The following is a 26,726-nucleotide window of genomic DNA, read 5'->3' as shown; positions in this document are numbered from 1 at the left end:
TGGTGATGGTCTCAACCTGTATGCATATGTCGGGAACAATCCGATTAATTATGTGGATCCGAGCGGTTATAGCAGTCGGAATGTTGGCTGCGGTGGCGGCGGTAAGAAGGAAGGGCCTTTTGAGCAGACTGTAGTTCCTAAAGGTAAAGATGTTTACGGCCCACACTATGATGAAGCTAAAAGATTACACGCAGAAAAACCAGAATTTTTTGGTGATCCTGATAATCATACAATTGTTCAAGGGAAAGATCTTGCAAAGATGCGTCATGAATATGATACTTTAGTGAAACAGGGGCGCCTTTCTCGGGGACATCATAGAGATGCTCTTGCTTTTGGGGGGGAGAACACTCCGGAAAATATTGTTTTTACTGGAGAAACTACTATTCAGAGAAATCAGATCGAAGATCTCGATCTTGATTTTTATAGTAAGTATGGAAAAAGTGATGTAATAGTATTAAAGTTACATCAAAAATCACCAAATGGAATTTTAGTATTTGGAAATAATGAAAAACATACAGAAGCTACAAATTTCCAAAACAAGGTATTTAAATGGCAAAGAGAGCAAGGTTTACGGGGGGGATCTACCTCAACAAGTAAGAAAAAAACGAAAAGGAGAGAGAAAGGAAAGTGATCATTTGAACATCAATCAAGAATTAAGTTTCAGTCAAGTTCTTTTCGGAAGACCGATACCGGATATGTCCAAATCAAAAATTTGGAGTTTATTTCATTCTTCATCTAATGAAGTGAATAAACTATTGTATTTAATAGATTTATTGAAACTTGGAGATTTTTCAGCCAAAAAGGAACTAAGTACGATTATGTTGGAAACCTCACAATCCGAAGTACGAAAACTTAGTTGCCAGATTTTTTGTTGTGTAGCCCAACATTCTGACATTAATATTCTAACTGATTACTTAGGCACCCTTTTTGAATATGAGGACGAAGATGAATTCGATGATGAATTACAGGACTTTGTTCTATTTTCCATCTATACACTGTCGCCTAGCATTGTACCAATTTTGCTTGATTTGCTAGATGAATGGGAAGGAGAAGTGGAAAGCAGTATCAAAATGTCACTGGACTTCTTGTATCCAGGCTTCAGCTCTTTTTCTGATGAAATTCCTTTAGAAGAGACAAGGGAATACTATATGGAGAAATCTTCAGAATCTGAATCGGGATCCTATATATTTGGAGGGATGCCTGTTTTTCCTGGTGACCTATCGAAAAAAATGTTAGAAAGAGCTGCGATAGCAAGATATCATGGTGAGGTATTACAACAAACTCATATTCCCACGCTACTTTCATTATGGAGTGGTATTGATAGCCCCGCCTATTTTTTTAGTAAAATAGATGATGATATGATGGGTAAACTGTTTAGTTATGTCAACGAAATTGCCTACATGAAGTGGGAAAAAGGTTGCAAATATTTTTTTGGTTGGAAAGTATAATGATCATTACCTTTACGGAATAGAATCATTTCTAGTTTGTTAATGATTATTTAATTTAATTATCTACCCCAAATGAGAGATAAAGACTCGTTTGGGGTTTTTCCTTATTAGTATTCTTTATCATGCAGAGGAAGTACTATCTGCGCGCAAGGTTCTACAACCCGGTCATTGCCCGCTTCACGCAAGAGGACGAGTACCGTGGTGATGGTCTCAACCTATATGCGTATGTAGGGAATAATCCGATTAATTATGTGGATCCGAGTGGTTATAGCAGCCAGCCGATTAGCTGTGGTGGCGGCGGCAAGAAGGAAGGGACGTACGAGGGGACGGAAAGAGGTAGGGTAGATTTATTAAGAGAAAAATATTCACACCTCTCACCAAATGAACGCTCTGCTAGGTTACAGCAATTAGCAGAAGAAAATGCTCACCGAATACTTCAAGGTTTGGAAAACTCCATAGCTAGAGCTCACTTTGTGGAGAGACATGGTGCTCAAACAACATTACAATCTCAATATGACCGTGCGGCACAAGGGATTGCTCCTACTACAGGAGTAGTTGATACTGACAGGAGAGGAATACCTCGAATACCAACTGCTGCAACAAAGTTTTTAAGTCATAGAGATCAAGTAAACATGATTCAACGCGTACAACAAATCTTGGATAATACTGGAGATCCTCTGAAAGCTCAAGAACCGATCACTTTTGATCATATAATCGGTTCAGGATATCAGCGAGGAATCTTGGATTATGGAACATCACGCTCTGGTCAGGTATTTTTCAATAGAAATAATCAACCGATTACTGCATTCCCGATATGGGAACGATAAATGATTTTTAATTTTCGCAAATTTTAAGAATGCAAAAAATGAAAGGGAAAGCTATTTATGAGTCTGAAACCTGATAGCATTGTAAGCCTATTAAAATTTCTTGATTATGATTTTTTAACTGATGAACAATTCGATAAAATTTGTGATTTAGATATAAATAATCAGGAAGAACAATTACAGGTGATAAGGACTGTACTTGTTCCAGAATATTACGGATTAAATGAGAAAGGGCAACAAAGCATGAAAAAGGTTCTAGAAATGTGCTTGGAAGAAAAAAATCCGAATTTGAATAGGGTTTTTGTCTCGATAACTATGCCTTTTAAAAGTGAGATCGTGGACTGGAAATCTTTTTTTGTAAATATTCACAAGGAGCTATTTGGAGAAAAATAAGGACTAATTCTGGATTCCGCACCTCGACTGGTTTTGTGAACACCCGTAGGATGAACACTTTTAAAATATGTCTCTTTCCTGCGGGTTCTTTGTGTATAAAGATTTGCAACCACGAAAGGAGTAGGCCACTTGCCACTTGCGCCAGTAACTCATGACCACGCACATAGAGGAATAGAATCCACACACAGTATACAAGAGGCGAACACTTTTTTTCAGGAGAGACTGAATGATAAGGCATTATTAGATATCCTAGTTGACGTTGCATTAGACGATTATTCTAGTGACGCCTCTATGACGGCTTCTTACTGGATTTCGAACTTTACGGAGAATTTACTGCTTACAATTGAGGAAAAATTATTAATACTCCAAGACTGCGGATTGGATAATATTTCTGTACATGCATGGATCGCACTTGGAAAAATTAAATCCAAGAAAGGATTAATATATCTAATAGAAAAAAGAATATCACCGAAGTTAAGTTGGGAAGCAGAAGCTTTAAAACATCATCTAGATGAGTATCTTAAAGATTAGGCAAGTACTTGAGGGAAGATGACAATGATTCTGAAGAAGCGAAGCGTTCACCATTGTGACCGATTTCTATCTCGTGAGATTAGAGAGTTTAATGAAACAAGAATTCAGGGAACAACAACGATCGTAGAACATTTCAGGCGGTCGCCCTACTTTGTCTTTTAATGAAGTATCTCACTGCAAAACAGGTTTCAGAACATGTGAATTCTGGGACAATTGTAGGTTTAGGCTGGATCCCCGGGAACCTATATATTGAAAATCAGAAGTGGGTATCCAAATGAAGCGATGCTTGACTCTTCAGATTATGTGCTGAGGTTGGGGATTAAAGTAAATGAAGGAACAGTCTATTTTAGAGATCTCTATGATCTTATGGATTGGACTAATAAATGCCCGAATGACCAATCAATACAATTAGAAAATGGGAATTACCTTATTACGGTTTACAGTGATTTACCGTATTCAGGAATTCGAGGAGATGGCCAAGAGATTTATCTATACTTCGAAAAATTAGATGTTTTCCCTGCAATAAAATATAACGGTGTACCGTCATTAGAGTAACAGGCTTCTAAAAACTATTTAGAGTTTCTTCACAATAACAAACAATTTGATAGATTATGAAAATAGAGACTTAGGTAGGTCTTCTCTCACCAAGGAAAACTCGACTATTTTCCCTCCTGGAAGACAGAATTGTAGGTATATTGTTATATTTAATCATCTGATCAAATGGTCAAAAGACTCATACGGTGGTATATTTAGACGATATAATAGAGGAGGGAAATTGAGGATGAAGATGAAATCATTTGTAGTTCTAGTGCTGTCGGGCCTATTAGCATTTACGATTACAGGATGCAGCGGCAGTAACGAATCTAATCCATCTACTCAGGAACTAGAGAAGAAGATTGCTGCGTTGGAGAAAGAGAACACCGAGCTTAAAGAAAAATTAAAGGCGGACGGGGAAACTGCAAAGGAACAGAGTGAGCCTGCCGACAAGGCGGACAAAGCACCTGAAGCAGCAAACCAAACGATTGAAGTGAACAAAGCGAAAACGATTGATGGCTTTGCTGAGCTGACAATTACGGGCGCTAAATTTGCCAACAAAATTGTACCATCGAAACCAGATAGCTTTTACACTTACTATGAAGTGAAGGATACCGCAAATACATATTTCGACGTTGTCATTAAGGTGAAGAGCTTGCTGACAACCGGCAAGGGATCGAACGAATTTGTTTCCGTGAAGGTAGTGTATGACGATAAGTATGAATATGATCCGTTCACAACGATTGAGAAAAACGGCGGAAGCGACTTCACGTATACGAATATTACGGATATTGAACCATTGAAGACAGGCACATTGCACTATATTGCGGAGGTTCCTGCAGGGGTCGCAAAGGATAAAAAGCCGATTAAGGTCATCATCTCATGCAACGGGGAAGACTATACCTATACATATCGGTAAAACCGTGATCATTTCGTTTACAGCAGTCAATGTTAACCCGTTAAGAGCTCCCAATCCGGCAGGATTAGCATTTGCGGCTGATATCAATAATATTGATTAACAAGGGGCTTCCCCTATAGATCTAACAATCTATAAGGGGCAAGCTCTTATTTATATTCAGAATGAATATCATCATTGGGAGGAAAATAATTTTCATATTGACAATTTGTAAGCGTATACAATAAACTATCTCCAACAAGACTTTGTTAATAATTTTAACTAACTTAGATTGTGGGGGGAGGATGACGGATTGATTGGCAGAGGCCAGACGGGAAACGCTAAATTGGTGAAGCATATTAACCGTGAGGGAATCCTCCATCAATTGCGCGATAATCCTCGGGTTTCGAGAGCCGATTTGGCGAAGTTAACAGAGTTAAGCCGACCATGCGTCTCAGCGCTCGTCGATGAGATGATTATGGAAGGCTTGATCAGCGAGGTCGGATACGGTGAATCGAAGGGCGGCAGGAAGCCGATTCTTCTGGAATATAACTTTGATGCGTATGGTGTCATTGGCGCAGTATTCGAAGGAAGCACTTTGCAATTGGCGATTGCGAACCTGAAGGGGGAGCTGCTCGTCTCGCGCACGACGAATTTGCCGCATCCTATGGATGGCGAGATGGCAATTCGCAGCATTGAACAGGGGTTGGACACTCTTCTCACTGCCAGTGGGTTTCCGAAGGAACGGCTGCTTGGAATGGGTCTTGGACTTCCGGGGATTACGCAGCGCAGCGCAGGAACGGTCAGCTACGCTCCCAGCACAGGGTGGATGGGGCTGCCGGTACAGAAGGAAATTGAAGAAGCACTGGGATTGCCTGTCGTTATCGAGAACGACGTGAATCTGATGACGCTGGGCGAATTTCATAAAGGCATCGGTGTCGGCCACTCCAATCTCGTCTATATGTACGCGGGAACAGGAATCGGCGCAGGCATGATTATTGACGGACAGCTGTATCGGGGAGCCAATGAGGCAAGCGGTGAGATCGGCTATATGATGATTGGCCCAATCGGCAATCAGGTCAAAGGCGAGTATGGGGTGTTCGAGCGCAACTACTCGGTGAGAGCCATCTACGAGAAAGCCATTCGCATTCTCCCATCCATTGGCCCAGACAGAAGCATTATTCAGCAGATTGTTGAGCTGGCCAACCTCGGCAGCGACGAGGCTCAAAGGCTATTCGACGATATATGCCGGCACTGGACTTATGGGATCGCCAATGTCACGAGCGTCATGGATCCGGCGCTGCTCATCCTTAGCGGTGAAATGCTGCATATCGGGGACGAAGGCATTCGCAAAATACAATATTGGCTGAATGAATGGGTTCCATCTGTCCCAATCATTAAGATGGCCACGCTTGGCGATCAGGCGGGCTTGATAGGAGCCATTCACTGTACATTGGAGGCATTCCCCTCCACGGCTAAATTTCAAAGGTAAACAATGATTTTTTCTCCAGCATGAATTGCTTCTCAGACAATGACAATTACGGATGTGCCTATATTCGCAACCAGCACAATACCGTCAAGGTCAATTCTTCTACAGCGCAGAATCCAACAAGATAGATGCAGCTGCTCACACACACGACAACAATTATGGAGTTCTACTACTCACGATTGATACTCACACGACGAATTCAACCTACACATCTTTCACATCAAATACAACGAATATACTCAAAATCGTATGACAATCACAATCACACTTACACTCATACCACACTCATCAGATAGTAAAATGTTAATCATTTCACTATAGCAGCACAGAACGATCACAGCTAATCATTTCACCATAGCACCACAGAACGAGTCATAGCTAATTTTTTTCACGATATCATCTCATAACGATATAGAACTGTATACAATTCCATAGTGGCAAACCGTACATAGCATAACGATTTCCTGCAACATAATGACCAAGTATATACGGATGTTTAGTTGGTTTAAGTAAGGGCTATTGTCCTGAACTTCAGCATAGCTTTGATCCATATAACCAACGAACGGGCAGTTGTTGAAGGACTACTACGTTGTTGCGGGATGCTGCATAGCAACATATCAACTCAGATTCATTTCGTCTATTGAAGATGAATTCATCCGATACAGCGCGAAACACGAATCAAAAATTTATGGTAGGGGGAACGTCATGAAACATGTAAAGGGGAAAGCAAAAACATGGTTGATGAGCTCTATGCTTGTCCTTGCGATGCTGGCAGTGACTGCTTGTGGAGGCGGCGGTGGGAATGCATCTGAGGGCGGACAGCAATCCGGGGAGAAGTCATCATCGGGTAAAGAAAAGCTGGTTATCTACACAGCGAGAGACAAGAACGTTGTCGATGAGATTATCCCGAAATTCGAAGCGAAATACCCGAACATGGAAGTTGAAGTGCTCACGATGGGTGCACAGCAAATCTTAGAGCGCGTACGTGGGGAGAAGGCGAATCCACAAGCGGACTTCTGGTGGGGCGGCACACAGTCGTCACTGATGACTGCGGCAGATGAAGACCTGCTGGAAGGCGTGAAGCCAAGCTTCGCAGACAGCATTCCGGCATTGTACAAAGACAGTCAAGACCGCTGGTATGGGGAAATGCTGCTGCCTGAGGTCATTATGTACAATTCTCACGCGCTGAAACAAGAAGATGCACCGAAAGATTGGGACGATCTCCTTGATCCGAAATACAAGGACAAAATCATCATTCGCGGGGTGCTTGCTTCCGGAACGATGAGAACGATCTATTCTTCCATGATTTATAAGCAGGATGCAAGTGATCCAACGAAGGGCTTCGACTGGCTGAAGAAGCTGGATGCCAACACGAAGGAATACGCACAGGATCCGACTAACCTGTATTTGAAGCTGGCTCGTGAGGAAGGCACATTGTCCCTGTGGAACCTGCAGGACATTATGATTCAGAAGGAATTGCAGAAGCAGCCGTTCGACTTCATCTATCCGGCCAGCGGTGCGCCAATCCTAGTTGATGGCGTCGGTGTCGTGAAGGGTGCGAAAAATAAAGAGTCGGCAATGAAATTCTATGAATTCCTCTTCGATTCTAATTTGCGCGTAGAACTCGCGGATAAGCTGTTCCAGATTCCAACACGGACAGACATCAGCAAGGATACGCTTCCTGCTTGGCTGAAGGGGTTGGAGCTGAAGCCGCTTGACATTGATTGGACGGTAATGGCGCAGAAGGAAAAAGAGTGGATGCAGCATTGGGATGAGAACATCAAGGGGAAAGGCGCAAAATAATAGGCTCAGGCGGAGGCTATGTCCTCCGCCTGATTATGATCATTTCAGAGGCAGGAGGGAGCCAGCTTGATAGAGGTAGCACTAGATCATGTTAGCAAGCAATTCGGGAACGTCAAGGGAGTTACCGACGTAAATATCCGGATTCAACCGGGTGAATTCTTCACCTTCCTCGGCCCTAGCGGCTGCGGCAAAACGACGACACTGCGGATGATTGCAGGATTTTATTTTCCAAGCGAAGGCCGAATCGTGTTCGGCGATCAAGATGTCACGACACTCCCACCGAATAAGCGCAATACCGGCATGGTGTTTCAGAATTATGCTTTATTTCCGCACATGACCGTATTTGAAAATGTCGCATTTGGTTTGCAGGTGCGCAAGGTTCCGAAGTCAGAAATGATAGAGCGCGTAGAGCGCGCGCTGAAGCAGGTTCACTTGGATGGGTATGGGGGCCGTAGAATTGACCAATTGTCCGGCGGACAGCAGCAGCGGGTTGCCTTGGCTCGTGCACTCGTGATAGAGCCGAACATACTGCTTCTCGATGAGCCGTTGTCCAATCTGGATGCGAAGCTCCGCGAGGAGACAAGGATCGAAATTAAGAGACTTCAATTAGAGCTGGGAATTACAACGATATACGTCACCCATGATCAGGCGGAGGCGATGGCGATGTCTGACCGCATTATGGTCATGCAGGGCGGGGTTGTACAGCAGATTGGAAGTCCTGAAGAAATATACAATCGACCCGTTAATCGATTTGTCGCCTCCTTCATTGGCGAGTCGAACCTGTGGGAAGGAATGGTGGAACGAATCGAAGACGGTGAAGCCGTCATTCGCATAGCGCCAGACCTTCGTCTAAGAGGGCTTACAGCGAATGCTTCTGCCGACTGTGCACTGGAAGCAGGCAAGAAGGTGTCGCTGTCGATTCGTCCTGAATCGATTCGGGAGGCTGGCGGAGAAGAGACGGGGGACAATATCGTTACAGGCAGTGTAGTCATTTCTGAATTTACAGGAGTTAGCGTGAACTATGTGTCGCAGGTGGCGGATCAGCAGTTGAAGGCGATGTTCGTCAATCAAGGGCATCGGGTTCGCGGACGAGGGGAAGCAATCTCCCTGTTCATTCCGAGAGAAAGCATTTACTTCTTAGGATAGAGAGGGGATGAATGATGATAACGAACACACCTAACGCGCCACGGCCATCGAAGCCACGCATGGGCTTGCCCCGCCGCTCGGGGCCCATTACGCAATCGCCTTACTTCGTCTATGTGCTCGTAGCGCCGCTTTTTCTCATACTGTTGGCATATGTCGTTTATCCGCTATTTCAAACATTCGTACAAAGTATTCAAGTCGAGGATCAATTTTCACTTACGAACTACGCGCGATTTTTTAGCCTAGAGCATACATCCAATCTGGAAGCACTGTGGACCAGCATTTATATTTCCGTCTTAAGTGTGATCACGTGTGCAATCGTGGGTGTAGCCATGGCATTTCTGTTGGAGCGCTACGAATTTCCCGGCAGGAAGGTGCTTGCTGTCCTCGTTCTCGTTCCAATGGCACTGCCTCCGCTTGTCGGCGTACTGTCGTTCACGTTCTTGTATGGCGAGAGCGGTATCATTCCACGGGCGCTTAAGGAACTGCTTCATCTCGAACAAGTACCTTTTTATTTAAAAGGGATATGGGGCGTTCTGGTCGTACATACGTTTACGATGTATACCTATTTCTATATGACGGCGTCGTCTGCGATTCGGGGTCTCGATCCTTCGCTTGAAGAAGCCGCTGCAAGTTTAGGAGCAGGCAGATTGTACATCTGGCGGCGAGTGATTCTGCCGATGCTGACTCCAGCGCTTGTGGCCTCGTCACTGCTTGTATTCATGATTGCGATGGCATCATATACGGCTCCGCTTATCTTCGGCATCGAACGGACGATGACGATGCAGATTTATTTGTCGCGTACGAATGGCAATTTGGATATGGCTGCTGCGCAGTCGACGATCTTATCCGTTGTGTCGATTGTATTCTTGCTCGTGATGCGCTGGTATCAAGGGCTGCGCAACTACCAGAACATGAGCAAGGGCATCAGTGTCCATCGCACAGAGGTCAAGAGTGCGGTCGGCAAATATGTTGCAATGATTTTGTCTATTATCGGCGTCATTATTTTGCTGCTTCCCATCTTCGTGCTGGTGTTGATTTCATTGTCAACGAACGGCACTTGGACGACGCAAGTATTGCCGCCTGAATATACATTTGAGCATTATATCAAGCTGTTCACGGACAGCAAAACATGGCGGCCTATTGCAAACAGCTTCCAGATGAGCTTCGTCGCAACAATTGGGAATGTCATCTTCGGCGTGGCAGCTGCTTATGCGATGGTTCGCTTGAAGTTTAAAGGGAAGACGCTGCTTGATGTCTTAATTATGCTCCCATGGGCGCTGCCGGGTACTGTCGTTGCGGTCAACTTGATTGCGGCCTTCAGCGAGCCCAATGTATTCAGCTTCAATCAAGTGCTGATCGGCAGTTTCTGGATTTTGCCTCTAGCTTACTTCGTGCGCCACCTGCCGCTCGTGTTCCGTTCTACTTCGGCAACCTTGGTGCAGATGGATGCATCTGTGGAGGAGGCGGCACGCAATCTAGGCGCATCGTGGTGGTACAGCTTCCGCAGAGTTGTGTTCCCGATGGCATTAAGCGGGATATTGGCGGGTACGCTGCTCGCCTTTGTACAGGGGATTGGGGAATTCGTATCCTCCATACTGCTCTTTACTGCCAAGAGCACACCGCTCTCGGTCGAAATTTTCCAACGGATGTATTCGTTCGAATTCGGCACAGCATGTGCATATGGAGTTCTGCAAATTACATTGATCATCATCGTACTGTTCGTATCCCGCAAAATAACGGGCGACAACACGGCTATATAATCATTGGTCATTGCGTGGGAACCGCCTAGGGGTTCATCAACCACGTTATGATATACAGCTGGAAAATGGCCATTTCCAGCTGAATAACTATTCCACCATTCGAGGAGGGATTTGATGATCAAAGGTAAGTCGGCCTCAAAGTTCTGTTCCATCGTATTAAGCGTTGTATTGGCAAGCAGTGTACTGCTGTCCACGCAAGCCGAGACCGTATCAGCGGATCGGGGAATTGTTGATTTATGGAAGTCGATCAAGCCGCTGACGACGATCGCAAGTGCGATGAACACGGGAGCTCACCCTGATGATGAGCACAGCGCGACATTGGCGTACCTTTCCCTGGGAAGAGGAGTCAATACGTCAAGCGTGATCGCTGTGAGAGGAGAAGGCGGACAGAACGAGATTGGAAGTGAGCTCGGAGCGGGCCTTGGGGTCATACGAACTCGAGAACTGCAGGAAGCATCCAAGATCACGAATGTGACATTGGGGATGCTCGGCGAGCAGCTGAATGATCCAATCTTCGACTTCGGGTTCTCGAAGAGTGTAGAGGAAACGCTGGAGAAATGGGGAGAATCTGTTGCGTACGAGCGCTTAATTCGCAAAATACGCGAGCTTCGCCCAGATGTCATCATTCCTGCATTCTTGAATGAAAACTCTACACATGGTCATCATCGGACGATTAACGTACTTACGGTGCGTGCGTTCAAGGACGCAGCGAATCCTGAAGTATATCCTGAGCACCTGAAGCAGGGGCTTCAGCCATGGCAGATCAAGAAATTGTATTTGCCGGCGAATAACAAGGATTACACCGTGAGAGCGCCAATTGGGGAGTACAACTCCATCTATGGGGCCTCTTACCTGCAGCTTGGGGAAGAGTCGCGCTTCATGCACAAGAGCCAAGGGATGGGAAGAGTGGTTGACGAAGGGCCTGCTCAGGGGGACAGCTACTATAAGCTTGACCTGAGCACGGTAAAGACGAAGGAGAAGGAGCAAGACCTCTTCGACGGTATCGCATTCACCTTTGCAGATTTGGCGAAGGAAATTAGTGTGAAGGGCAAGGACGATAAGATTACGAAGGATTTGCAAGCTCTGCAGCAGGATGCAGACAGGATTGTAGCGGCTTACCCAAGCTTCGCCAATGTCTTGAAGGAAGTCCACGGCATGAAGGCAGACGTTCAGACTGCACTCGATAATGTCAAGAAGTCCAGCTTGGATGCAGCAACGAAGGAGGATTTGCTCCATCGCCTGCAACTGAAGGAAGAGCAGTTGAACAAGGCGAGTATGGAAGCGGCATCTGTTGTGGTGAAGGTTAAGCCAGATGCCAACGAACTTGTGGCTGGACAATCGACGAAGGTAACCGTAACGGCATTTAATGGCGGTTCTACGAAATTAGACAACGTGAAGCTTAGCCTGAGCGTGCCTGCTGGCTGGACAGCAGCACCTGTGGGTACGACAAGCTTTGGGCAGCTTGGCTATAACGAGACAGCTTCAGCTGTATTCGAGGTCAAGGTTCCGGCAGATGCACCTTTATTCAAGCCATACGAAGCTTCGGTATTCAACGCGAAGGTAGTATATGAGGCATTCCGTACTGTGACGTCCTTGCAAGAGACACCTCAAAATGCAGTGGCGGTACTGCCTCCGTACTCGATGACGCTCAGCCCGAGCGCTACGATTTTGAATACGCTCAAGCCAGGCGAGCCAATTCCGGTGAAAGTAACGGTAAAGAATTATACACCGGGAGCATCCAAGGCATCGATTGCACTGCAGGTTCCAGAGGGATGGACAGCCGAGCCTGCTGCTGAGGAACTTAGCTTTGCAGCGAAGGGGGAGACGAAGTCTGTTGCTTTCTCTGTTAAGGCAGCATCTAACGTAAACCCAGGCAAGTTCACGGTTACAGCGGTTGCGAAGAACGGCGATGTACAGAGCATGCACGGGACGCAGGTTATTCAATACCCGCACATCGGGAAGACCTACATCGTGCAGCCGGCAGAGCTTCAGATTCAAGCTTTCGACTTGAAGACACCAGAGAAGTGGAAGGTCGGCTATGTGTCTAGCGGCTTTGATAATATCGATCAATATTTGCGTCAAGTGGGTGTCAACGTGGTCAATTTGGATGCGAAGGAAATTGAGTCGGGAGATCTCTCTCAGTACAACGCAATTGTGCTTGGCATTCGTGCCTATGCGTTCCGTCCAGAATTGATTCCGAGCAACCAGCGTTTATTGAATTATGTGAAGAACGGCGGCAATCTGGTCGTTCAGTATCATAAGCCAGAGGATAAATGGTCGCCGGAACTCGCGCCATATCCAATTAAGATTGGCTCACCGCTCATTCAATGGCGGGTAACGGACGAGAATTCCAAAGTCACAACACTTGCACAGGAGCATCCAATGTTCAACGCTCCGAATAAAATTACGGATCAGGACTGGAACAATTGGATTCAAGATCGATCGGCTTATAACCCGTCGGAGTGGGGCAAGGAGTATACGGAGCTCATCTCCAATGGCGATCCGGGCGAGAAGGAGTTCACAGGTACCTTCCTGACTGCGAACTACGGCAAGGGTGTATATACGTACAGTTCACTCGTGTGGTATCGCGAGATTCCGGCACTGGTTCCGGGATCGATCCGCATGTTCGTGAACATGATCAGTCAGCATCAATAATAGCATTGCTTAGTCGCAATTGTTCAGTTGGATAGATTCATCAAGATTCATCAAGTGCCTTGCACATCAGAACATCGGTGGGGGGCTCCTTCGGGATGTCTCCCCAAGCGATGGAGAAGCGGAGGTATAAGGAGTATATGAATGTAATCGGAGTTCACGGACGGGAGCTAGATCACGTGATCGGGAATACACAGTTCGCCGTTGTCCCTCTCGGATCAGTCGAATACCATGGCCCACATTCTCCACTCGGGACAGATATCCTATTGGCGGAAGGCTTCGCTTGGAGGATTGAACCCTCCCTTCAGCCGCTCGTGTATCCAGCAGTTCCGTTCTCAGCATGCCCGGGGAAGACGCAGCATTATCCTGGAACGATCTCGGTTCGTCCTTCCATTTATATCGATTATCTTACTGATGTTGTTCTGGGGATATGTAGGCTTGGGATCCGCAATATTGTCCTGCTGAACGCTCATGATGCCAATATGGGGCCTTCCCGAACCGTTGCTGAATCCGTGACCGGAGCCTACACGGACGCCAGCTTCCTTCTTATTAATTGGTGGCAGATGGCGAGTGTTGAGTTCACGCAGCAGAACGGCTTATTCGGGAGGCAGGCTGGAAGAGGGCATGGCGGGCCTTATGAGATGTCAGCCGTGAAGGCGCTGCGCCCAGACCTGGTATCGGTGCAGGATACGGACTTGGAATTAGATTCGTGCCCTCCTTTATCTTCGCTGCCATATGTACTTGTGGAAGGGTCCCCTCCGGGATGGGATGGATATACCGGACATATTCGTCAGACCTCCATGGAAGCGGGGCAGTTGATCGTTGAGGAAGCAAGCCGGAATATGAACCAGCTCATTCAAGAATGGCTGGATATGAGAATGAAGTCGAACAAGGAGGCTTACTAAGCTATGGGATATCGTGAGAAATGGATGGAAACGGAAGGAACTACTTTCCCCGGCAAGACCTATACGGAGGTTGTGCTTGAGCCTGCATTTAATGAAGCGAAGGCGCATCTGCTTAGCCCGATGATGGCAATCAATAAGGCACATCTAATCATGCTGGAGAAGCAGGAGCTTATTACGCATGAGCAAGCGGAAACCATTGCACAAGCCATCCGTTCTCTTGACCTTGAAGCGCTTAAGCAAGCAAACTATACCGGTCAGTTTGAAGATTTGTTCTTTCAGGTGGAGCATCAGCTGCTAGAGCATGCCGGCGATATCGCTGGCAACCTGCATTTGGCTCGCAGCCGCAATGATATGGGGATTGCAATCTATCGAATGGTGCTGCGGGAGAAGCTGATCGTCACGTTATCTTCGGCACTCCAGCTTAATGAACAGCTGCTTCTGTTCGCGAAAGAGCATCAGGATACGCTTATGATCGGCTATACACATACGCAGCAGGCGCAGCCAACGACACTCGCGCATTACTTCATGGCTGTCGTCGATTCGCTTAACCGCGATATTCGGCGAATGATTGCGGCCTATAAGAACTGCAACCGGAGCAGCATGGGGGCTGCGGCGCTCACAACATCAGGCTTCGCGGTTAGCAGGGAGCAGATGATGGAGCTGCTCGCATTCGACGAGCTTATCGATAACTCCTATGATGCAATCGGTGGAGCTGACTACTTGGGCGAAGTGGCGACAGCTATCCAGCTCGCGGCGATCAATCTGGGTCGTGTCGTTCAAGATATGCTGCTGTGGTGCACACAAGAGTTCGGCGCGCTTAAGGTAGCTGCACCTTATGTACAGATTAGCTCTATCATGCCGCAGAAGCGCAATCCCGTGTCGTTCGAGCATATGCGGGCACTATTGTCAAGCTGCGTAGGCAATACGAATACGGTGCTGTCGATGATACATAATACGCCGTTCGGAGACATTGTCGATACGGAAGATGATATGCAGCCTTATGCGTGGAGAAGTCTTGCGATTATGGATAAAATGTACCGCTTGTTCGCTGCGGTCATCGGTACAATGGACGTGAACAAAGAGATGCTGCGTGAACGGACGCAGGGCAGCTTCGCAACTGTAACGGAGCTTGCGGATACACTCGTTCGAGTCGATGGCTTATCCTTCCGCAAGGCTCATCATATTGTCAGCGATGTCGTGAAGCATTCCTTGGCGCAAGGGTTGGCGGCCAATGAGATCACACTGTCTATTGTCAATGAGAGCGCCCGTCAACATATTGGTAGGGTTACATCGCTCACAGAGCAGACGCTGCGTGAAGCGCTAGACCCGGTGCATTTCGTCGAGATTCGTTCCTTGCCGGGCGGGCCGAGTCCGAAGGAGATCAGCCGCATGATCGAAGTGCGCATGAAGGATCACAGCGGATTTGCGAGCTGGCTGGGACAAGCGGAAGGCAGCATACAGGCAGCAATGAAGCATCTGGATCAAGTCATAACAGAGTGGAGCGGGTGTTGATGGGAACCTACAGCATTCCTCTGCTTGCGGTTGATGGTGGAGGTACGAAATGTCTCGTTAGGCTGCTCGATAGTAAAGGAACTACGCTTGGGGAGGGAAAGGGAGGATCTTCGAACTATCAGGGAGTCGGTGTGGATGAAGTTGTACGAGCGCTGTCTCAAGGGATTGAAGCGGCGCTGCGTGACTACTGCCGCAAGCAGGAGTGTAGTGTGACTTATGAGGCAATTGCAATCGAATGTGCCGTATTTGCACTTGCTGGATTAGATACGGAGCATGACCGTCATATCATCACGGGTCTTGTACACGAGGTATTGAAGCTGCTGCGTATTGAGGCAGAACATGTCATTGTGGAAAATGATGGCTATTCTGCCTTGCTCGGAGCGACAGGAGGGCAGCCAGGGTTGTTGGTGATTGCCGGGACAGGCTCCATAATATTCGGAATGAATGCTTACGGACTGACCGCAAGAGCTGGGGGCTGGGGCCATCGGATCGGAGACGAGGGGAGCGGGTACTGGATCGGCAAGGAAGCATTACGAGCAATCATGAAGGGGTATGATGGCAGAGAAGAACGAACGAGACTCGGGGAATGGATTCTGCTTCATCTTGGATTGAGCAATGAAGAAGAACTGTATAATTGGACGTACGGCGAAGAGTATTCCGTTGATAGGGTAAGTGGACTGGCTGAAGTTGTAACCCGTGCTGCCATTGCCGGCAATCGGGAAGCGTCACGAATTCTCGTAGCGGCAGGTGATGAATTATTTCATGGTGCAGCAGCAGTCATGAACCACTTGTCCTTGGTGGATACTCCGTTTACAATGATTCTACAGGGTGGTGTTCTGCGACATGAGGGACACGTTCGCAATCGCCTTATGCATAAGATAGAAGCATATGCACCAAAGGTATCCTTTCATGAAGCATGCAAGGAGCCTATTGACGGCGTAGCTTCTATGGGTGTTGCCTATTTGCAGAAAAAGATGCTTGCCCGAACATAGGAAGATTTGAACAGCAAGGGGCTGAAGGAACATGAAGAAAAGATGGCTATTCGTTTTCGCCCATCCCGACGATGAGACCTTCGCAGCGGGTGGGACGATTGCCAAGCTTAGCAGTACAGGTCATGAGGTATATTTGGCATGCGCCACATCGGGATGCAAGGGGAAATCCGGCGAATTCCATTTTTCTTCCCGCGAAGAACTTGCCCGGTTTAGAGAACAGGAGATGCGCAGTGCCTGCTCGATTTTGGGTGTAGCCGATATTACGCTGTATCGTTATCCTGATGGCGGACTGCAGGAGATAGAGCCGAGGAAGTTGGCGGAGCGTATCGCTTCGACGATTGTGGAGCTGCGGCCGGACGCAATCGTGACCTTCCCGCCTGATGGAGTCACAGGACATCCCGACCATATCGCGATATCCGCAGCGACGCTTATGGCAGCGGAACTGGCGGAGGCGCATTACCCAGTGGATAAGCAGCCATCGCTCTATTATACGTCAATCCCGCATTATTACGATTACTGCAAGGATTCGGGTCCGAAGGACAAGTGCCCCATTTCAGCACGGATTGATATTAGCGATTATCGCCAGCATAAGGGGAAGGCGCTGCAGGCGTATCGCAGCCAGATTTACTCCGTAAACCGCGCCTATCCAGGCGTTATGGAGGATGACTATTCCGTCATTTGCAATTATGAATTTTATACGTTAGTTCGCGAGAACGGTCAGCCTAGACAGAAGAAGACGGCACTGCCGCTGGATGATCTGCCGATGCTGGATTTGATGTGAATATCTATTTAATAGTTCAATGAACATAAATATTGTTAAAGAATCTAAAAAACTGGTGCCCTCGTTACGAGAAAGCCAGTTTTTTTGGTTTCATTATCCAAATATTCGATTTTACATGTCGAGCGTATTGGCTCAGTTGTATATGTAGATAAAGGAATATATCAAATCTCCTCCATACCTCAGCTACTTGTTATAGATGGACAACAGCGATTGACTACCCTAACGATATTGATGAGAGCATTTGCGAAGGTAATTGAAGAGCGGAATGAAGAATTCGAGATTAGACGTTCATGGGATCAACTTTGTACGGCTTCATGCGAGCTAGCGCGACTCGGGCGTAGCTTGTCCCTTGTCCACATCACACAATATTTAGGTTTTGTCATGTGAAACCTCATCTAACAATTGAGCAAATTCTTCTTCGCTGTCACTGTAAGTGGAGATTCCTTTCTGACGATCGTCGTTGGCTTGTTTGAGTTGATAAAGAACATGTGGATCTTTGAAGATAACGGATGTCAGTTTTTCTTTTTGTTCTTTTGAAAGTGAGACCGTGTCCATTTTTTTTCTTAATGTTACTTGGTATCCGAAATGGTCTTCGATGAAATGTACAAGATCTTCAAGTTCAACGACAGATTTATGTTTTAAGCTTTGATCCAAAGTATCTTTGGAGATGGACATATTAATCACCTGCCTTAATTTCCATTTTACCACAATGGTATGGAATCCAGTATGGAACAGCTTTTTATGAAGAGGTAGTTTTCTTAAACGTTACCAATGGAGGAATGGTAGTGACTCTATTCGATTTAATAAAGAAGCTGGCTCCCTTGAAGAAGGAGGGCCAGCTTCTTTGTCTTACAGACCATTTTCAACTTCTAAATAAACTTCCGTGATACCTTCTTGCCATCGTAGGTGAACAGAACCTGCTTGTCATCGACGGTCGTCTCGACGTGAACCGGCTTGCCCCACAGGGTATATACATAAGGCAGGGTACGTTCGACGTATTTCAAATCCAGCTCCACGGCTTCATATTGGTGTACGAGATAGAGCTCGCCAGAGCGCTGGTAATCGCCATCCTCAACTGTAATGTAGGGGAAGCCGCCGTTGACGCGCGAATAGACGAGCTGATCGCGGATGTTCTGCCACGACTTGTCGGTAATTTTCCACTCCGGCCCCTTCTTCTCGAAGATGTATAGATCCAGCTCCTCGGTCAGCTTCTTCGTCAAATAATTGCGAAGGAATGACTGATCCGATTCCAGTTCGCGCACTTCAAATATTTTGGCCCGGCCCTGACCAGGTTGACGTCCATACCGCTCTTGCTCTTCCTTCGTTGGCTCATCCCAGCGCTTCTCAATATCCTCGAACAGTTTGATGCCAAGGTAATAAGGGTTCAAGCTATGACGCGATGGCTGTACGACAGAGCTGTTCAGCTTTGCATACTCGACTGTTTCTTCGCTAGTTAGATCCAGCTCTCGTATAATCCGCTGATGCCAATAGGAAGCCCAGCCCTCGTTCATAATCTTCGTCTCGATCTGCGGCCAGAAGTAGAGCATCTCATCGCGCAGCATGGACATAATATCGCGCTGCCAATCCTCAAGCACAGACGAGAATTGTTGTATGAACCAGATGATATCCTTCTCCGGCTCCGGAGGGAAGGGGCGATTTGACATGTCATGCAGGCTGAACTTGGATGACTTGGAGGCTTGGCTTCGTCTATCTAATTCCCACAGGTCATCGTACCGTCCAGGCTCGCTTGGCTGTGCCTCTCGCAGCTCGCGCAACTTCGCCTCCATATAGCGTTCCTTATCCAGATTGCGCGGCTTGATGACATTTGGATCGATATGCTCCTGAATGCCGAGTACCGCGTCGATGAAGCTCTCGACCGCCTGGGTACCATACTCCATTTCATATTGATTGACACGTTCAGCCGTGACGGACATGCTGTCTACCATATTGCGGTTCGTGGCTGAGAACCGGGCGTTATTTTTGAAGAAGTCACAGTGGGCAAGCACATGCGCTACGATCAGCTTGTTTTGGATAAGTGAATTGCCTTCCAGCAGGAAGGCGTAGCACGGATTGGAATTAATGACGAGCTCGTAGATTTTGCTTAACCCGAAGTCGTATTGCATTTTCATCTTGTGAAAAGTCTTGCCGAAGCTCCAGTGGCTGAAACGTGTGGGCATACCGTATGCTCCAAAGGTATATATGATGTCGGCCGGGCAGATTTCATAGCGCATCGGATAGAAATCGAGCCCGAAGCCTTCGGCGATTTCGGTAATTTCGTCGATGGCATACTCCAGCTCCTGCATGTTATTTGCACTCATGTACGGCTACCTCCCGGCTGTTTTTTGAAAAAGTGCTTCAGTGCCCGGTACACCTCTCCCTTTTCCTTAATGACGTAGTGCATAAAGTTGGGCAGCTGGATATTGCGGTAAGCCGACATTAGGGTGCTGCTGCGGTTGTATTGGTTTACCTCACCGTATCCGAACATGTTGGCTTTCTTTAATATTTGGCCAATCAGCTTCACACAGCGATCATTATCGCTTGTCAAGTTGTCACCGTCTGAGAAGTGAAACGGATAAATATTGTAGCTGGATGGTGGATAGCGTGTATCGATAATCTCAAGCGCCTTCACATAAGCGGATGAACAGATCGTGCCGCCGCTTTCTCCGCGTGTAAAGAATTCATCCTCGGTTACTTCCTTTGCCTCAGTATGGTGAGCGATGAATACCAGTTCGACTTTCTCATACTGCTTGCGCAAGAAGCGTGTCATCCAGAAGAAGAAGCTGCGCGCACAATATTTCTCGAAGCTGCCCATCGATCCCGAGGTGTCCATCATCGCAATAATAACGGCGCTTGATTGAGGCTTAATAATTTCCTCCCACGTCTTGTACCGCAGATCGTCAGGACTAATGTGATGAATGCCAGGCTTGCCAGTGAGCGCGTTGCGCCGCAAATTTTCGAGGATCGTCCGCTTCTTGTCAATGTTGGACATGATGCCCTTCTTGCGAATGTCATTGAATCGAATGTCGGTAACCTCGACTTCCTCCTTATCCTTCTGCTGCAAGTTGGGCAGCTCCAATTCATCGAACAGCAGGTTTTCGAGATCTTCGATACTGATCTCCGCTTCAATGATGTCGGCACCGGCTTGATCACCAGCCTGCTTGCCTTTGCCTTGACCTTGTGAGCCGTCCGTGCCGAGCACATCCCCAACCTGACTGTCTCCGTCTCCCTGACCGACGTGCTTCTTCTTATTGAAGTTATAGACGAATCGGAATTCGTCCAGACTGCGAATAGGGACTTTAATGATTTGTTTGCCATCTGACATAATAATGTTCTCTTCAGTAACGAGATCGGGCAGATTCTGCTTTATCGCTTCACGCACCCTCTGCTGATGGCGTGCTTGATCTTGATAGCCTTTGCGATGGAGCGACCAGTCCTCGCGGGACACAATGAACGTCCGTTCGTTCAATGGCTGACACCTCCTGTTGGACGTATTAACTAATAGTTCGTGTTCAAAATGGCCGGTTTTCAGCACCGAGAAAGTTGGATGAAGCTAGGGCCTGAGGAGCGGAGCGTACGTTTTGGGTACATGAGCACCGGAAGGTCCGGCTGAATTCAAGATTCGATGCCGAGTCCACTTCATGATTTGCTTCGTGATCAAAAGCGGACTTTTTGAACAACCTCTAATGACCTTTGCTGCTTGTTATGATCACTATATTCACGGGTTGCTGGGATAATGAAACGAGAGATGCACGCGCTCATTGAACTGAGGAAGCAGATTGAGGATCGGCTCATTCATTTAGGTTTGAGGTCTGGCAAGCAGGATGTGATACAATACAAGGTACTTAATTCTTATTTCATGAGTAACTTGAGGAAGTAGAAAGGGAGGTGCATGCGATGACAGCAGGCTCCAAGGAAGACGTAGAAGGACTGAAGGAGATTGGAAGGATTGTAGCATTGACCATCCAAGAGATGAAGAAGAATGCACGTGCGGGCATGACGACAAAGCAACTGGATGAGATCGGTGGGGAAGTGCTGAAGCGTCATGGTGCTGTATCCGCACCGATGAAGGCTTTTAAATTCCCTGGGCATTCTTGCATCAGTGTGAATACAGAGGTCGCCCATGGGATTCCAGGCAAGAAAGTACTGCAGCCTGGTGATTTAATTAATGTAGATGTATGCGCGGAAAAGAACGGCTATGTTGCGGATTCGGGCCAGTCGTTCCAACTTGCTCCTCACAGCACGGAAATTACGGAACTGTGTCAATATACGCATGATACGATGATGAAGGTCATCTCTTCATTGAAGCATGGAGTAAAGCTGAACACGATTGGGAAAATGTTCGAGGAAGCTGCTGATCAAGGCGGATATACCGTAATTCAAAACTTGTGCTCTCATGGTGTGGGGAGAGCTGTGCATGAAGAGCCAAGTATTCTGCCGATTTACAATCGACTCGATACAAGAATCCTGAAGGAAGGCATGGTTATTACGATCGAGCCATTCCTGTCTACAGGCGCGGACTATGCGGTGAAGCAGGCAGACGGCTGGACATTAAGTACGCCTGATGGCAGTGTAGCTGCGCAATTCGAGCATACGATTATTATTACGAAGCAAGATCCGATCATTATCACAGTTGCATAGAAGCATCAGAACGGTCTAGACTTTCGTCCGGTAAGAGGACGATAGTTCTGGATCGTATTTTTTTACTCGTTGAGTAGATCCTGACTGTGATACAATCCGTGTTTTTTCAAGAAAAGGGGGAGCAGGACAAGGAAGGCGTGTTTGACATGAAACCAATAGGTGTCATATAATGAACACTAACATGAAACCAAATGGTTTCGTAATAATGTCGATCTCGTTAGCACATGCTGACAGATATCGAATAGTTGGAGGAATAACATCTATGACAAATCATGCTTCTCAATCATCTCTCGATATTCAAAAAACAATTACATTGCAAGCCCCGATCCAGAAGGTATGGGATGCGGTAGCTACTTCGGAAGGCATTGCAGCCTGGTTCATGCCGAATGATTTCCAGCCTGAGCTTGGCTACGAATTTCACCTGAATGCGGGCCCCTTTGGCAACTCGCCATGCAAGGTTACAGAACTCGATCCTCCGAACCGCTTGTCATTCCGCTGGGGGAAGGATTGGACATTGACATTTGCCTTGGCTGAAGTTGATGGGAAGACGGAATTTACGCTCATTCATTCTGGATGGGATCCGGAGGGGATTACGGAGTTCGGCGAGACGCATACAGTTGTACGCGAGCGCATGAACAATGGCTGGGACGGATTGGTTCAGAAGCTTCGTTCCATCATCGAGGCGTAAGATGGGGTCATCTGCACCGAAGCATGATGTGTTCCAAGCGATTGCTGATCCTACACGCCGCAAGCTGCTGCAGCTGCTCGCAGATCAGGAACTTCCTGTCACGGTGATTAGCGGACATTTCCCGATGAGCCGGACTGCCGTATCCAAGCATTTGCGTATTCTGGCCGAAGCGGGACTCGTTAAGGATCGGAAAATTGGCAGAGAGGTTAGATACCGGCTGGATCCGGATCCGTTGCTGGAATTGAAGCGTTGGCTAGCCTATTATGATCGTTATTGGGATAACAAGCTGTCTATGCTCCAGCATTATGTGGAAAGCTCAGGTGATTCAGGTCGCTCTGAAGGTAATGTCGGAATACAGGAGCGATCAGACAGCAGTGAGGAATAATACTATTGGTTAGATCGCTAATGCAGGATATTCCTTACGAGTAATTTCTGCATGAAGGAAAGAACATCATCAACCGCAGTGACCTGCTAAGTAGCGAGCAGGATGCTGCGGTTATTTTTTTGTTGACAATCTAAAATAGACTTTTTCTAACAAAAATTTGAAAATAACCGATATATACAATGTATGACTTTGAGGGGTGGTGTGCACTTATTTTTGTCCCAATGGGAGCGATTCATTTACATGGATCGTTATCTTGTGGATGTGGGTACTGTGCAGGATGTTCTGTTATCAAAGTCATATCCGGCATTCCTGCTTCTCGATATGATTACATCATTAGTTAGATGAAAAATCCTAATGATGAGGTTGATTGAGATGGAAACAAAACAGGGGCAAGGTGAAATGCTGCCATCACCTTCGCGCCGTAAAGAGAACCATAAGCAGGAAGGGCCAAGAATCACACGAGAAAAACGGACTGTTCTGCTCATGCTTCGCATATATTGTCATCATCATCATACACTGGAGCTGAATCCACATTCCGAGAACCGTTCAGAGCAGTACGGATTATGCCCTAGCTGCGCTGAATTGCTTGCCTATGCTTGGAAGCGTCTTACCTATTGCCGCTTCGGAGAGCGCAAGACGACATGCGAACGGTGTGCGGTTCATTGCTATAAGCAAGACAAGCGTGCTGCCATCAAACTCGTCATGCGGGAAGTAGGCCCTAGAATGCTGGTTAAGCATCCGATTGTTGCATTCCGTCATGTATGGGATAACCTTCGCGCCCCTGAAGGTGGTAAATAAATCTCCTACCTCAGAATGCCCTATAAGATCATATTTGTTAGTGGAAAAACAGCAATAATTCAGATAATATATAATCGTATCAAATATAGTTAAAAATTGCCGAAATGTGGCTTGAAGGAGCGAACATCATGTTGCGACGCTATACGATTATAGGAAGTATAAATATGCTGTTATCCGTCGCTCTCGGTGCATTCGGAGCGCATGTCATGAAGGGGTTGTTGACACCTGAGCGGATGGCTACTTTTGAAACAGCTGTTCAATACCATATGGCGCACGCGCTTGGATTGCTTCTTATTGCGATATTGGCGGATAAATTGGCGGATCAGAAGAAGGTCGCATTGTCAGCTCGGCTGATATGGATCGGTATTATTGTGTTCTCTGGCAGCTTGTATCTGCTGTGCTTCACAGGAATTAAAATGTTAGGAGCGATTACACCGATTGGAGGAGTGGCATTCATCGCTGGTTGGTTGATGCTTGCTCTTGCTGCTCGTCGATGAGTGTTCGTACTGACTCCAACGCTGGAAGGAAGATACTTAGTGAGTGACCGTAAGGTACAGAATGAACGGCAATTGCAGAAGCGGGATCGCTCAATTCGATATGCTTTATATGTAATGGCTGTCTCTTTAATTACGGCAATCGTATGTACAGGGTGGGCTGTGCTGCAGTTGGAGGGATTGGCGCGATTGTGGGTGCTGATTCTGCTTACAGCGATGCTTGGATATGCTGCAGCTGCTAAGATTAGATCCTCACACTATCAACGGTTTGGAATAGCACATAATCCGATTAGTACGATTGAGCCCCCAGCTGTCTCTGTTCAGCCAACATGGAAGTCTTATTACGATCACCTGCCTGTTCCTATGCTGTTTGTCCGTCACGATGGCAAGGTTGTCGGCATGAACCCAGCTTTCCAAGAGGTAACCGGGTTCGATGGCTCGCTCATCACTATCGGACAATGGATGGAGGAACAAGCTTGCTCGAAGCTGATTCAGGCCATGGATCAAGTAACAAGTGGGGGCGAGATCGAGCTGGAATTGGTCGGATGCTCGAAGGATGGCTTCCCGCAAGATTGGCTCATTCGAATGACGCAGCTTCCGGGACTGACTTATTGCCCAGAAGAGGAAGCCATTTTCTCAGTAAGTCTTCGAGACGCGAGTCCAAATCGATATATGGAAGAACGGATTCGCTACATGGCCTATTATGATGATATGACCGGCTTACCGAATCGTCGAATGTTCATGCAACGGCTGGAAGAAGCGCTAGAGATGGCTGCTCATGCCTCGTTTTCTATTGCGGTGCTGTACATGGATCTTGATCGGTTTAAGCGCATTAACGATACATTTGGTACTGATTTCGGCGATATGCTCCTCATGCAGATTGCCGACAGACTGCTGCGCTCGATGACTGAGAATGATGTCATTGCTCGCATGGAGGGGGATGAATTCATCTGCTTCATGACGAACGCAGGATCAGAGGAGGAAGTGAAGGAGCGTGTACGCCAACTGTTGTCGGTGTTCGAGGAGCCGTTCGAATTGAACGATATCCCCGTTCATGTGACGATGAGCATAGGCGTGAAGCTTATTCATGAAGATATGCGCATTCATGATGCAGGTCTGGCCGTTCAGCAGGCAGACTACGCTTTGTCTCGGGTGAAGGAACTGGGGAAGAACGGATATCTATTCTTCGTTCCAGAGATGAACGATCGTCCGCTTGAGCGTATTACACTGGAGCATGATATGCGCAAGGCGCTGACAAGAGGGGAATTCGAGCTCTATTACCAGCCGCAGGTAGATATGTCAACCTGCCGGATTGTCGGGATGGAGGCACTTGTGCGCTGGAACCATCCGGAGCGAGGTCTCATTCCGCCAGGAGAATTTATCTCCTTGGCTGAAGAGAATGGCTTCATTGTAGCCCTCGGGACATGGATTATGGAAGAAGCCTGCAGACAGAATAAGCAGTGGCAAGATAAAGGCCTTGAACGTATACCGGTATCCGTTAATTTGTCAGTAAGGCAGTTCGAAATGAACAATTTGACGGAGACGGTACAGGAGGTACTGCAGCGAACAGGGCTGGAACCGCAATACCTTGACCTGGAAATTACGGAGAGCATGACGATGGAAGTATCGCGTGCGTCACAGACCTTGCGCAAGTTGAAAGATATGGGCGTAGCGATTAGTATTGATGATTTTGGAACGGGTTACAGCTCACTGCATTATTTGAAGAACTTTCCGATACACCGCCTCAAGATTGATCGCTCCTTTGTGCGTGATTTGCAGCAAGATCCGAATGATGCTGCCATCGTATCGGCAATTATTGCACTCGGGCACAATATGAATATGCAAGTTATTGCAGAAGGTGTAGAGACGAAGGAACAGCTTGTCTTCTTGCAAAATAATCAATGTGACAATATACAGGGCTATTACTTCAGCCCTCCGCTGCCACGCAGTGGGTTCGAATCTCTGTTCCGCAGATATTCGCTGCAATCAGGAAGCGATGCAATGCTTCGTACATAAGTGAATAACAGATATGCAACAGCCGCAATAGGAGTCGACTGA

26 protein-coding genes are annotated in these 26,726 nt (G+C 47.0%); 23 read left to right on the top strand and 3 right to left on the bottom strand.

Translation table 11 applies throughout. The annotated features are described in order from the left end of the window. The 17 genes from ABN764_RS28265 to ABN764_RS28185 all read left to right on the top strand — a co-directional run. Nucleotides 1-631 (top strand): RHS repeat-associated core domain-containing protein (locus tag ABN764_RS28265; protein ID WP_446673781.1); only part of this gene is annotated, 631 nt, incomplete at its 5' end. 4 nt (nucleotides 632-635) lie between these two features. After that, the gene (gene imm47 / locus ABN764_RS28260) at nucleotides 636-1,448 is read left to right on the top strand and encodes an Imm47 family immunity protein (protein ID WP_446673780.1); all 813 of its coding nucleotides are present in this window, start codon (nucleotides 636-638) and stop codon (nucleotides 1,446-1,448) included. A 122-nt stretch (nucleotides 1,449-1,570) separates the two neighbouring features. Then, nucleotides 1,571-2,275 (top strand): RHS repeat-associated core domain-containing protein, encoded by a 705-nt coding sequence (locus ABN764_RS28255; protein ID WP_446673779.1) that lies wholly within the window; start codon nucleotides 1,571-1,573, stop codon nucleotides 2,273-2,275. Nucleotides 2,276-2,332: 57 nt separating this feature from the next. Further along, complete coding sequence (locus ABN764_RS28250) at nucleotides 2,333-2,665, top strand: hypothetical protein (protein ID WP_446673778.1); 333 nt, start codon at nucleotides 2,333-2,335, stop codon at nucleotides 2,663-2,665. Nucleotides 2,666-2,794: 129 nt separating this feature from the next. After that, a complete protein-coding gene (locus tag ABN764_RS28245; protein WP_446673777.1) occupies nucleotides 2,795-3,196 on the top strand; it encodes a hypothetical protein in 402 nt (133 codons plus the stop codon). Nucleotides 3,197-3,445: 249 nt separating this feature from the next. Next, complete coding sequence (locus ABN764_RS28240) at nucleotides 3,446-3,751, top strand: hypothetical protein (RefSeq protein ID WP_446673776.1); 306 nt, start codon at nucleotides 3,446-3,448, stop codon at nucleotides 3,749-3,751. Between the two features lie 226 nt (nucleotides 3,752-3,977). Then, nucleotides 3,978-4,649, top strand: coding sequence for a hypothetical protein (locus ABN764_RS28235; protein ID WP_446673775.1), 672 nt, complete (start codon nucleotides 3,978-3,980; stop codon nucleotides 4,647-4,649). A gap of 289 nt (nucleotides 4,650-4,938) precedes the next feature. Continuing rightward, complete coding sequence (locus tag ABN764_RS28230) at nucleotides 4,939-6,117, top strand: ROK family transcriptional regulator (RefSeq protein ID WP_072731526.1); 1,179 nt, start codon at nucleotides 4,939-4,941, stop codon at nucleotides 6,115-6,117. A 702-nt stretch (nucleotides 6,118-6,819) separates the two neighbouring features. After that, a complete protein-coding gene (locus ABN764_RS28225; protein WP_446673774.1) occupies nucleotides 6,820-7,917 on the top strand; it encodes an extracellular solute-binding protein in 1,098 nt (365 codons plus the stop codon). Between the two features lie 66 nt (nucleotides 7,918-7,983). Then, nucleotides 7,984-9,063 (top strand): ABC transporter ATP-binding protein, encoded by a 1,080-nt coding sequence (locus tag ABN764_RS28220; protein ID WP_446673773.1) that lies wholly within the window; start codon nucleotides 7,984-7,986, stop codon nucleotides 9,061-9,063. A gap of 59 nt (nucleotides 9,064-9,122) precedes the next feature. After that, entirely contained in the window at nucleotides 9,123-10,823 is a 1,701-nt protein-coding gene (locus ABN764_RS28215) for an ABC transporter permease (protein ID WP_268623997.1), read from the top strand. Nucleotides 10,824-10,937: 114 nt separating this feature from the next. Then, complete coding sequence (locus ABN764_RS28210) at nucleotides 10,938-13,478, top strand: NEW3 domain-containing protein (RefSeq protein WP_446673772.1); 2,541 nt, start codon at nucleotides 10,938-10,940, stop codon at nucleotides 13,476-13,478. A gap of 95 nt (nucleotides 13,479-13,573) precedes the next feature. After that, on the top strand, nucleotides 13,574-14,380 hold the full coding sequence (locus tag ABN764_RS28205) for a creatininase family protein (RefSeq protein ID WP_446673771.1): 807 nt from the start codon (nucleotides 13,574-13,576) through the stop codon (nucleotides 14,378-14,380). A 3-nt stretch (nucleotides 14,381-14,383) separates the two neighbouring features. Next, nucleotides 14,384-15,892, top strand: a complete 1,509-nt coding sequence (gene argH / locus ABN764_RS28200) for an argininosuccinate lyase (RefSeq protein ID WP_446673770.1) — start codon at nucleotides 14,384-14,386, stop codon at nucleotides 15,890-15,892. After that, nucleotides 15,892-16,884, top strand: coding sequence for an N-acetylglucosamine kinase (locus ABN764_RS28195; RefSeq protein ID WP_446673769.1), 993 nt, complete (start codon nucleotides 15,892-15,894; stop codon nucleotides 16,882-16,884). The genes argH and ABN764_RS28195 overlap by 1 nt, the downstream gene beginning before the upstream one ends. Before the next feature lie 31 nt (nucleotides 16,885-16,915). Then, nucleotides 16,916-17,665, top strand: coding sequence for a PIG-L deacetylase family protein (locus ABN764_RS28190; protein ID WP_446673768.1), 750 nt, complete (start codon nucleotides 16,916-16,918; stop codon nucleotides 17,663-17,665). 84 nt (nucleotides 17,666-17,749) lie between these two features. Then, nucleotides 17,750-18,052: a GmrSD restriction endonuclease domain-containing protein gene (locus tag ABN764_RS28185; protein ID WP_446673767.1), complete on the top strand. Its 303-nt coding sequence runs from the start codon at nucleotides 17,750-17,752 to the stop codon at nucleotides 18,050-18,052. On the opposite strand, the gene ABN764_RS28180 is transcribed toward ABN764_RS28185, so the two are convergent. The 3 genes from ABN764_RS28180 to yhbH form a co-directional block, all read right to left on the bottom strand. After that, complete coding sequence (locus tag ABN764_RS28180; protein ID WP_446673766.1) at nucleotides 18,035-18,340, bottom strand: hypothetical protein; 306 nt, start codon at nucleotides 18,338-18,340, stop codon at nucleotides 18,035-18,037. The genes ABN764_RS28185 and ABN764_RS28180 overlap by 18 nt on opposite strands. A 194-nt stretch (nucleotides 18,341-18,534) precedes the next feature. Next, nucleotides 18,535-19,983 (bottom strand): SpoVR family protein, encoded by a 1,449-nt coding sequence (locus ABN764_RS28175; RefSeq protein WP_446673765.1) that lies wholly within the window; start codon nucleotides 19,981-19,983, stop codon nucleotides 18,535-18,537. Continuing rightward, entirely contained in the window at nucleotides 19,980-21,131 is a 1,152-nt protein-coding gene (yhbH, locus tag ABN764_RS28170) for a sporulation protein YhbH (RefSeq protein ID WP_044353890.1), read from the bottom strand. The genes ABN764_RS28175 and yhbH overlap by 4 nt, the downstream gene beginning before the upstream one ends. 428 nt (nucleotides 21,132-21,559) lie before the next feature. Here yhbH and map point away from each other — a divergent pair, with 428 nt between their 5' ends. The 6 genes from map to ABN764_RS28140 all read left to right on the top strand — a co-directional run bounded on the left by map (nucleotide 21,560) and on the right by ABN764_RS28140 (nucleotide 26,684). Beyond that, the gene (gene map, locus ABN764_RS28165) at nucleotides 21,560-22,303 is read left to right on the top strand and encodes a type I methionyl aminopeptidase (protein WP_174808200.1); all 744 of its coding nucleotides are present in this window, start codon (nucleotides 21,560-21,562) and stop codon (nucleotides 22,301-22,303) included. A gap of 262 nt (nucleotides 22,304-22,565) precedes the next feature. Beyond that, nucleotides 22,566-22,991 carry an SRPBCC family protein gene (locus ABN764_RS28160; RefSeq protein WP_021259039.1) on the top strand — a complete coding sequence of 142 codons (426 nt, stop codon included), beginning with the start codon at nucleotides 22,566-22,568 and terminating at the stop codon, nucleotides 22,989-22,991. A 1-nt stretch (nucleotide 22,992) separates the two neighbouring features. Next, nucleotides 22,993-23,376, top strand: a complete 384-nt coding sequence (locus ABN764_RS28155; RefSeq protein WP_028532372.1) for an ArsR/SmtB family transcription factor — start codon at nucleotides 22,993-22,995, stop codon at nucleotides 23,374-23,376. Nucleotides 23,377-23,748: 372 nt separating this feature from the next. Next, on the top strand, nucleotides 23,749-24,174 hold the full coding sequence (locus ABN764_RS28150) for a nitrous oxide-stimulated promoter family protein (protein WP_446673764.1): 426 nt from the start codon (nucleotides 23,749-23,751) through the stop codon (nucleotides 24,172-24,174). Between the two features lie 128 nt (nucleotides 24,175-24,302). Beyond that, nucleotides 24,303-24,671, top strand: a complete 369-nt coding sequence (locus ABN764_RS28145; RefSeq protein ID WP_021254156.1) for a DUF423 domain-containing protein — start codon at nucleotides 24,303-24,305, stop codon at nucleotides 24,669-24,671. 39 nt (nucleotides 24,672-24,710) lie between these two features. Then, the gene (locus tag ABN764_RS28140) at nucleotides 24,711-26,684 is read left to right on the top strand and encodes a putative bifunctional diguanylate cyclase/phosphodiesterase (RefSeq protein ID WP_446673763.1); all 1,974 of its coding nucleotides are present in this window, start codon (nucleotides 24,711-24,713) and stop codon (nucleotides 26,682-26,684) included. Nucleotides 26,685-26,726: the final 42 nt, after the last annotated feature.

Source organism: Paenibacillus wuxiensis (assembly GCF_040195695.1).
Classification (GTDB): domain Bacteria; phylum Bacillota; class Bacilli; order Paenibacillales; family Paenibacillaceae; genus Paenibacillus_B; species Paenibacillus_B suaedae.
The sequence above is the reverse complement of the archived record's forward strand: the minus strand, read 5'-3'. Positions and strand labels throughout refer to the sequence as shown.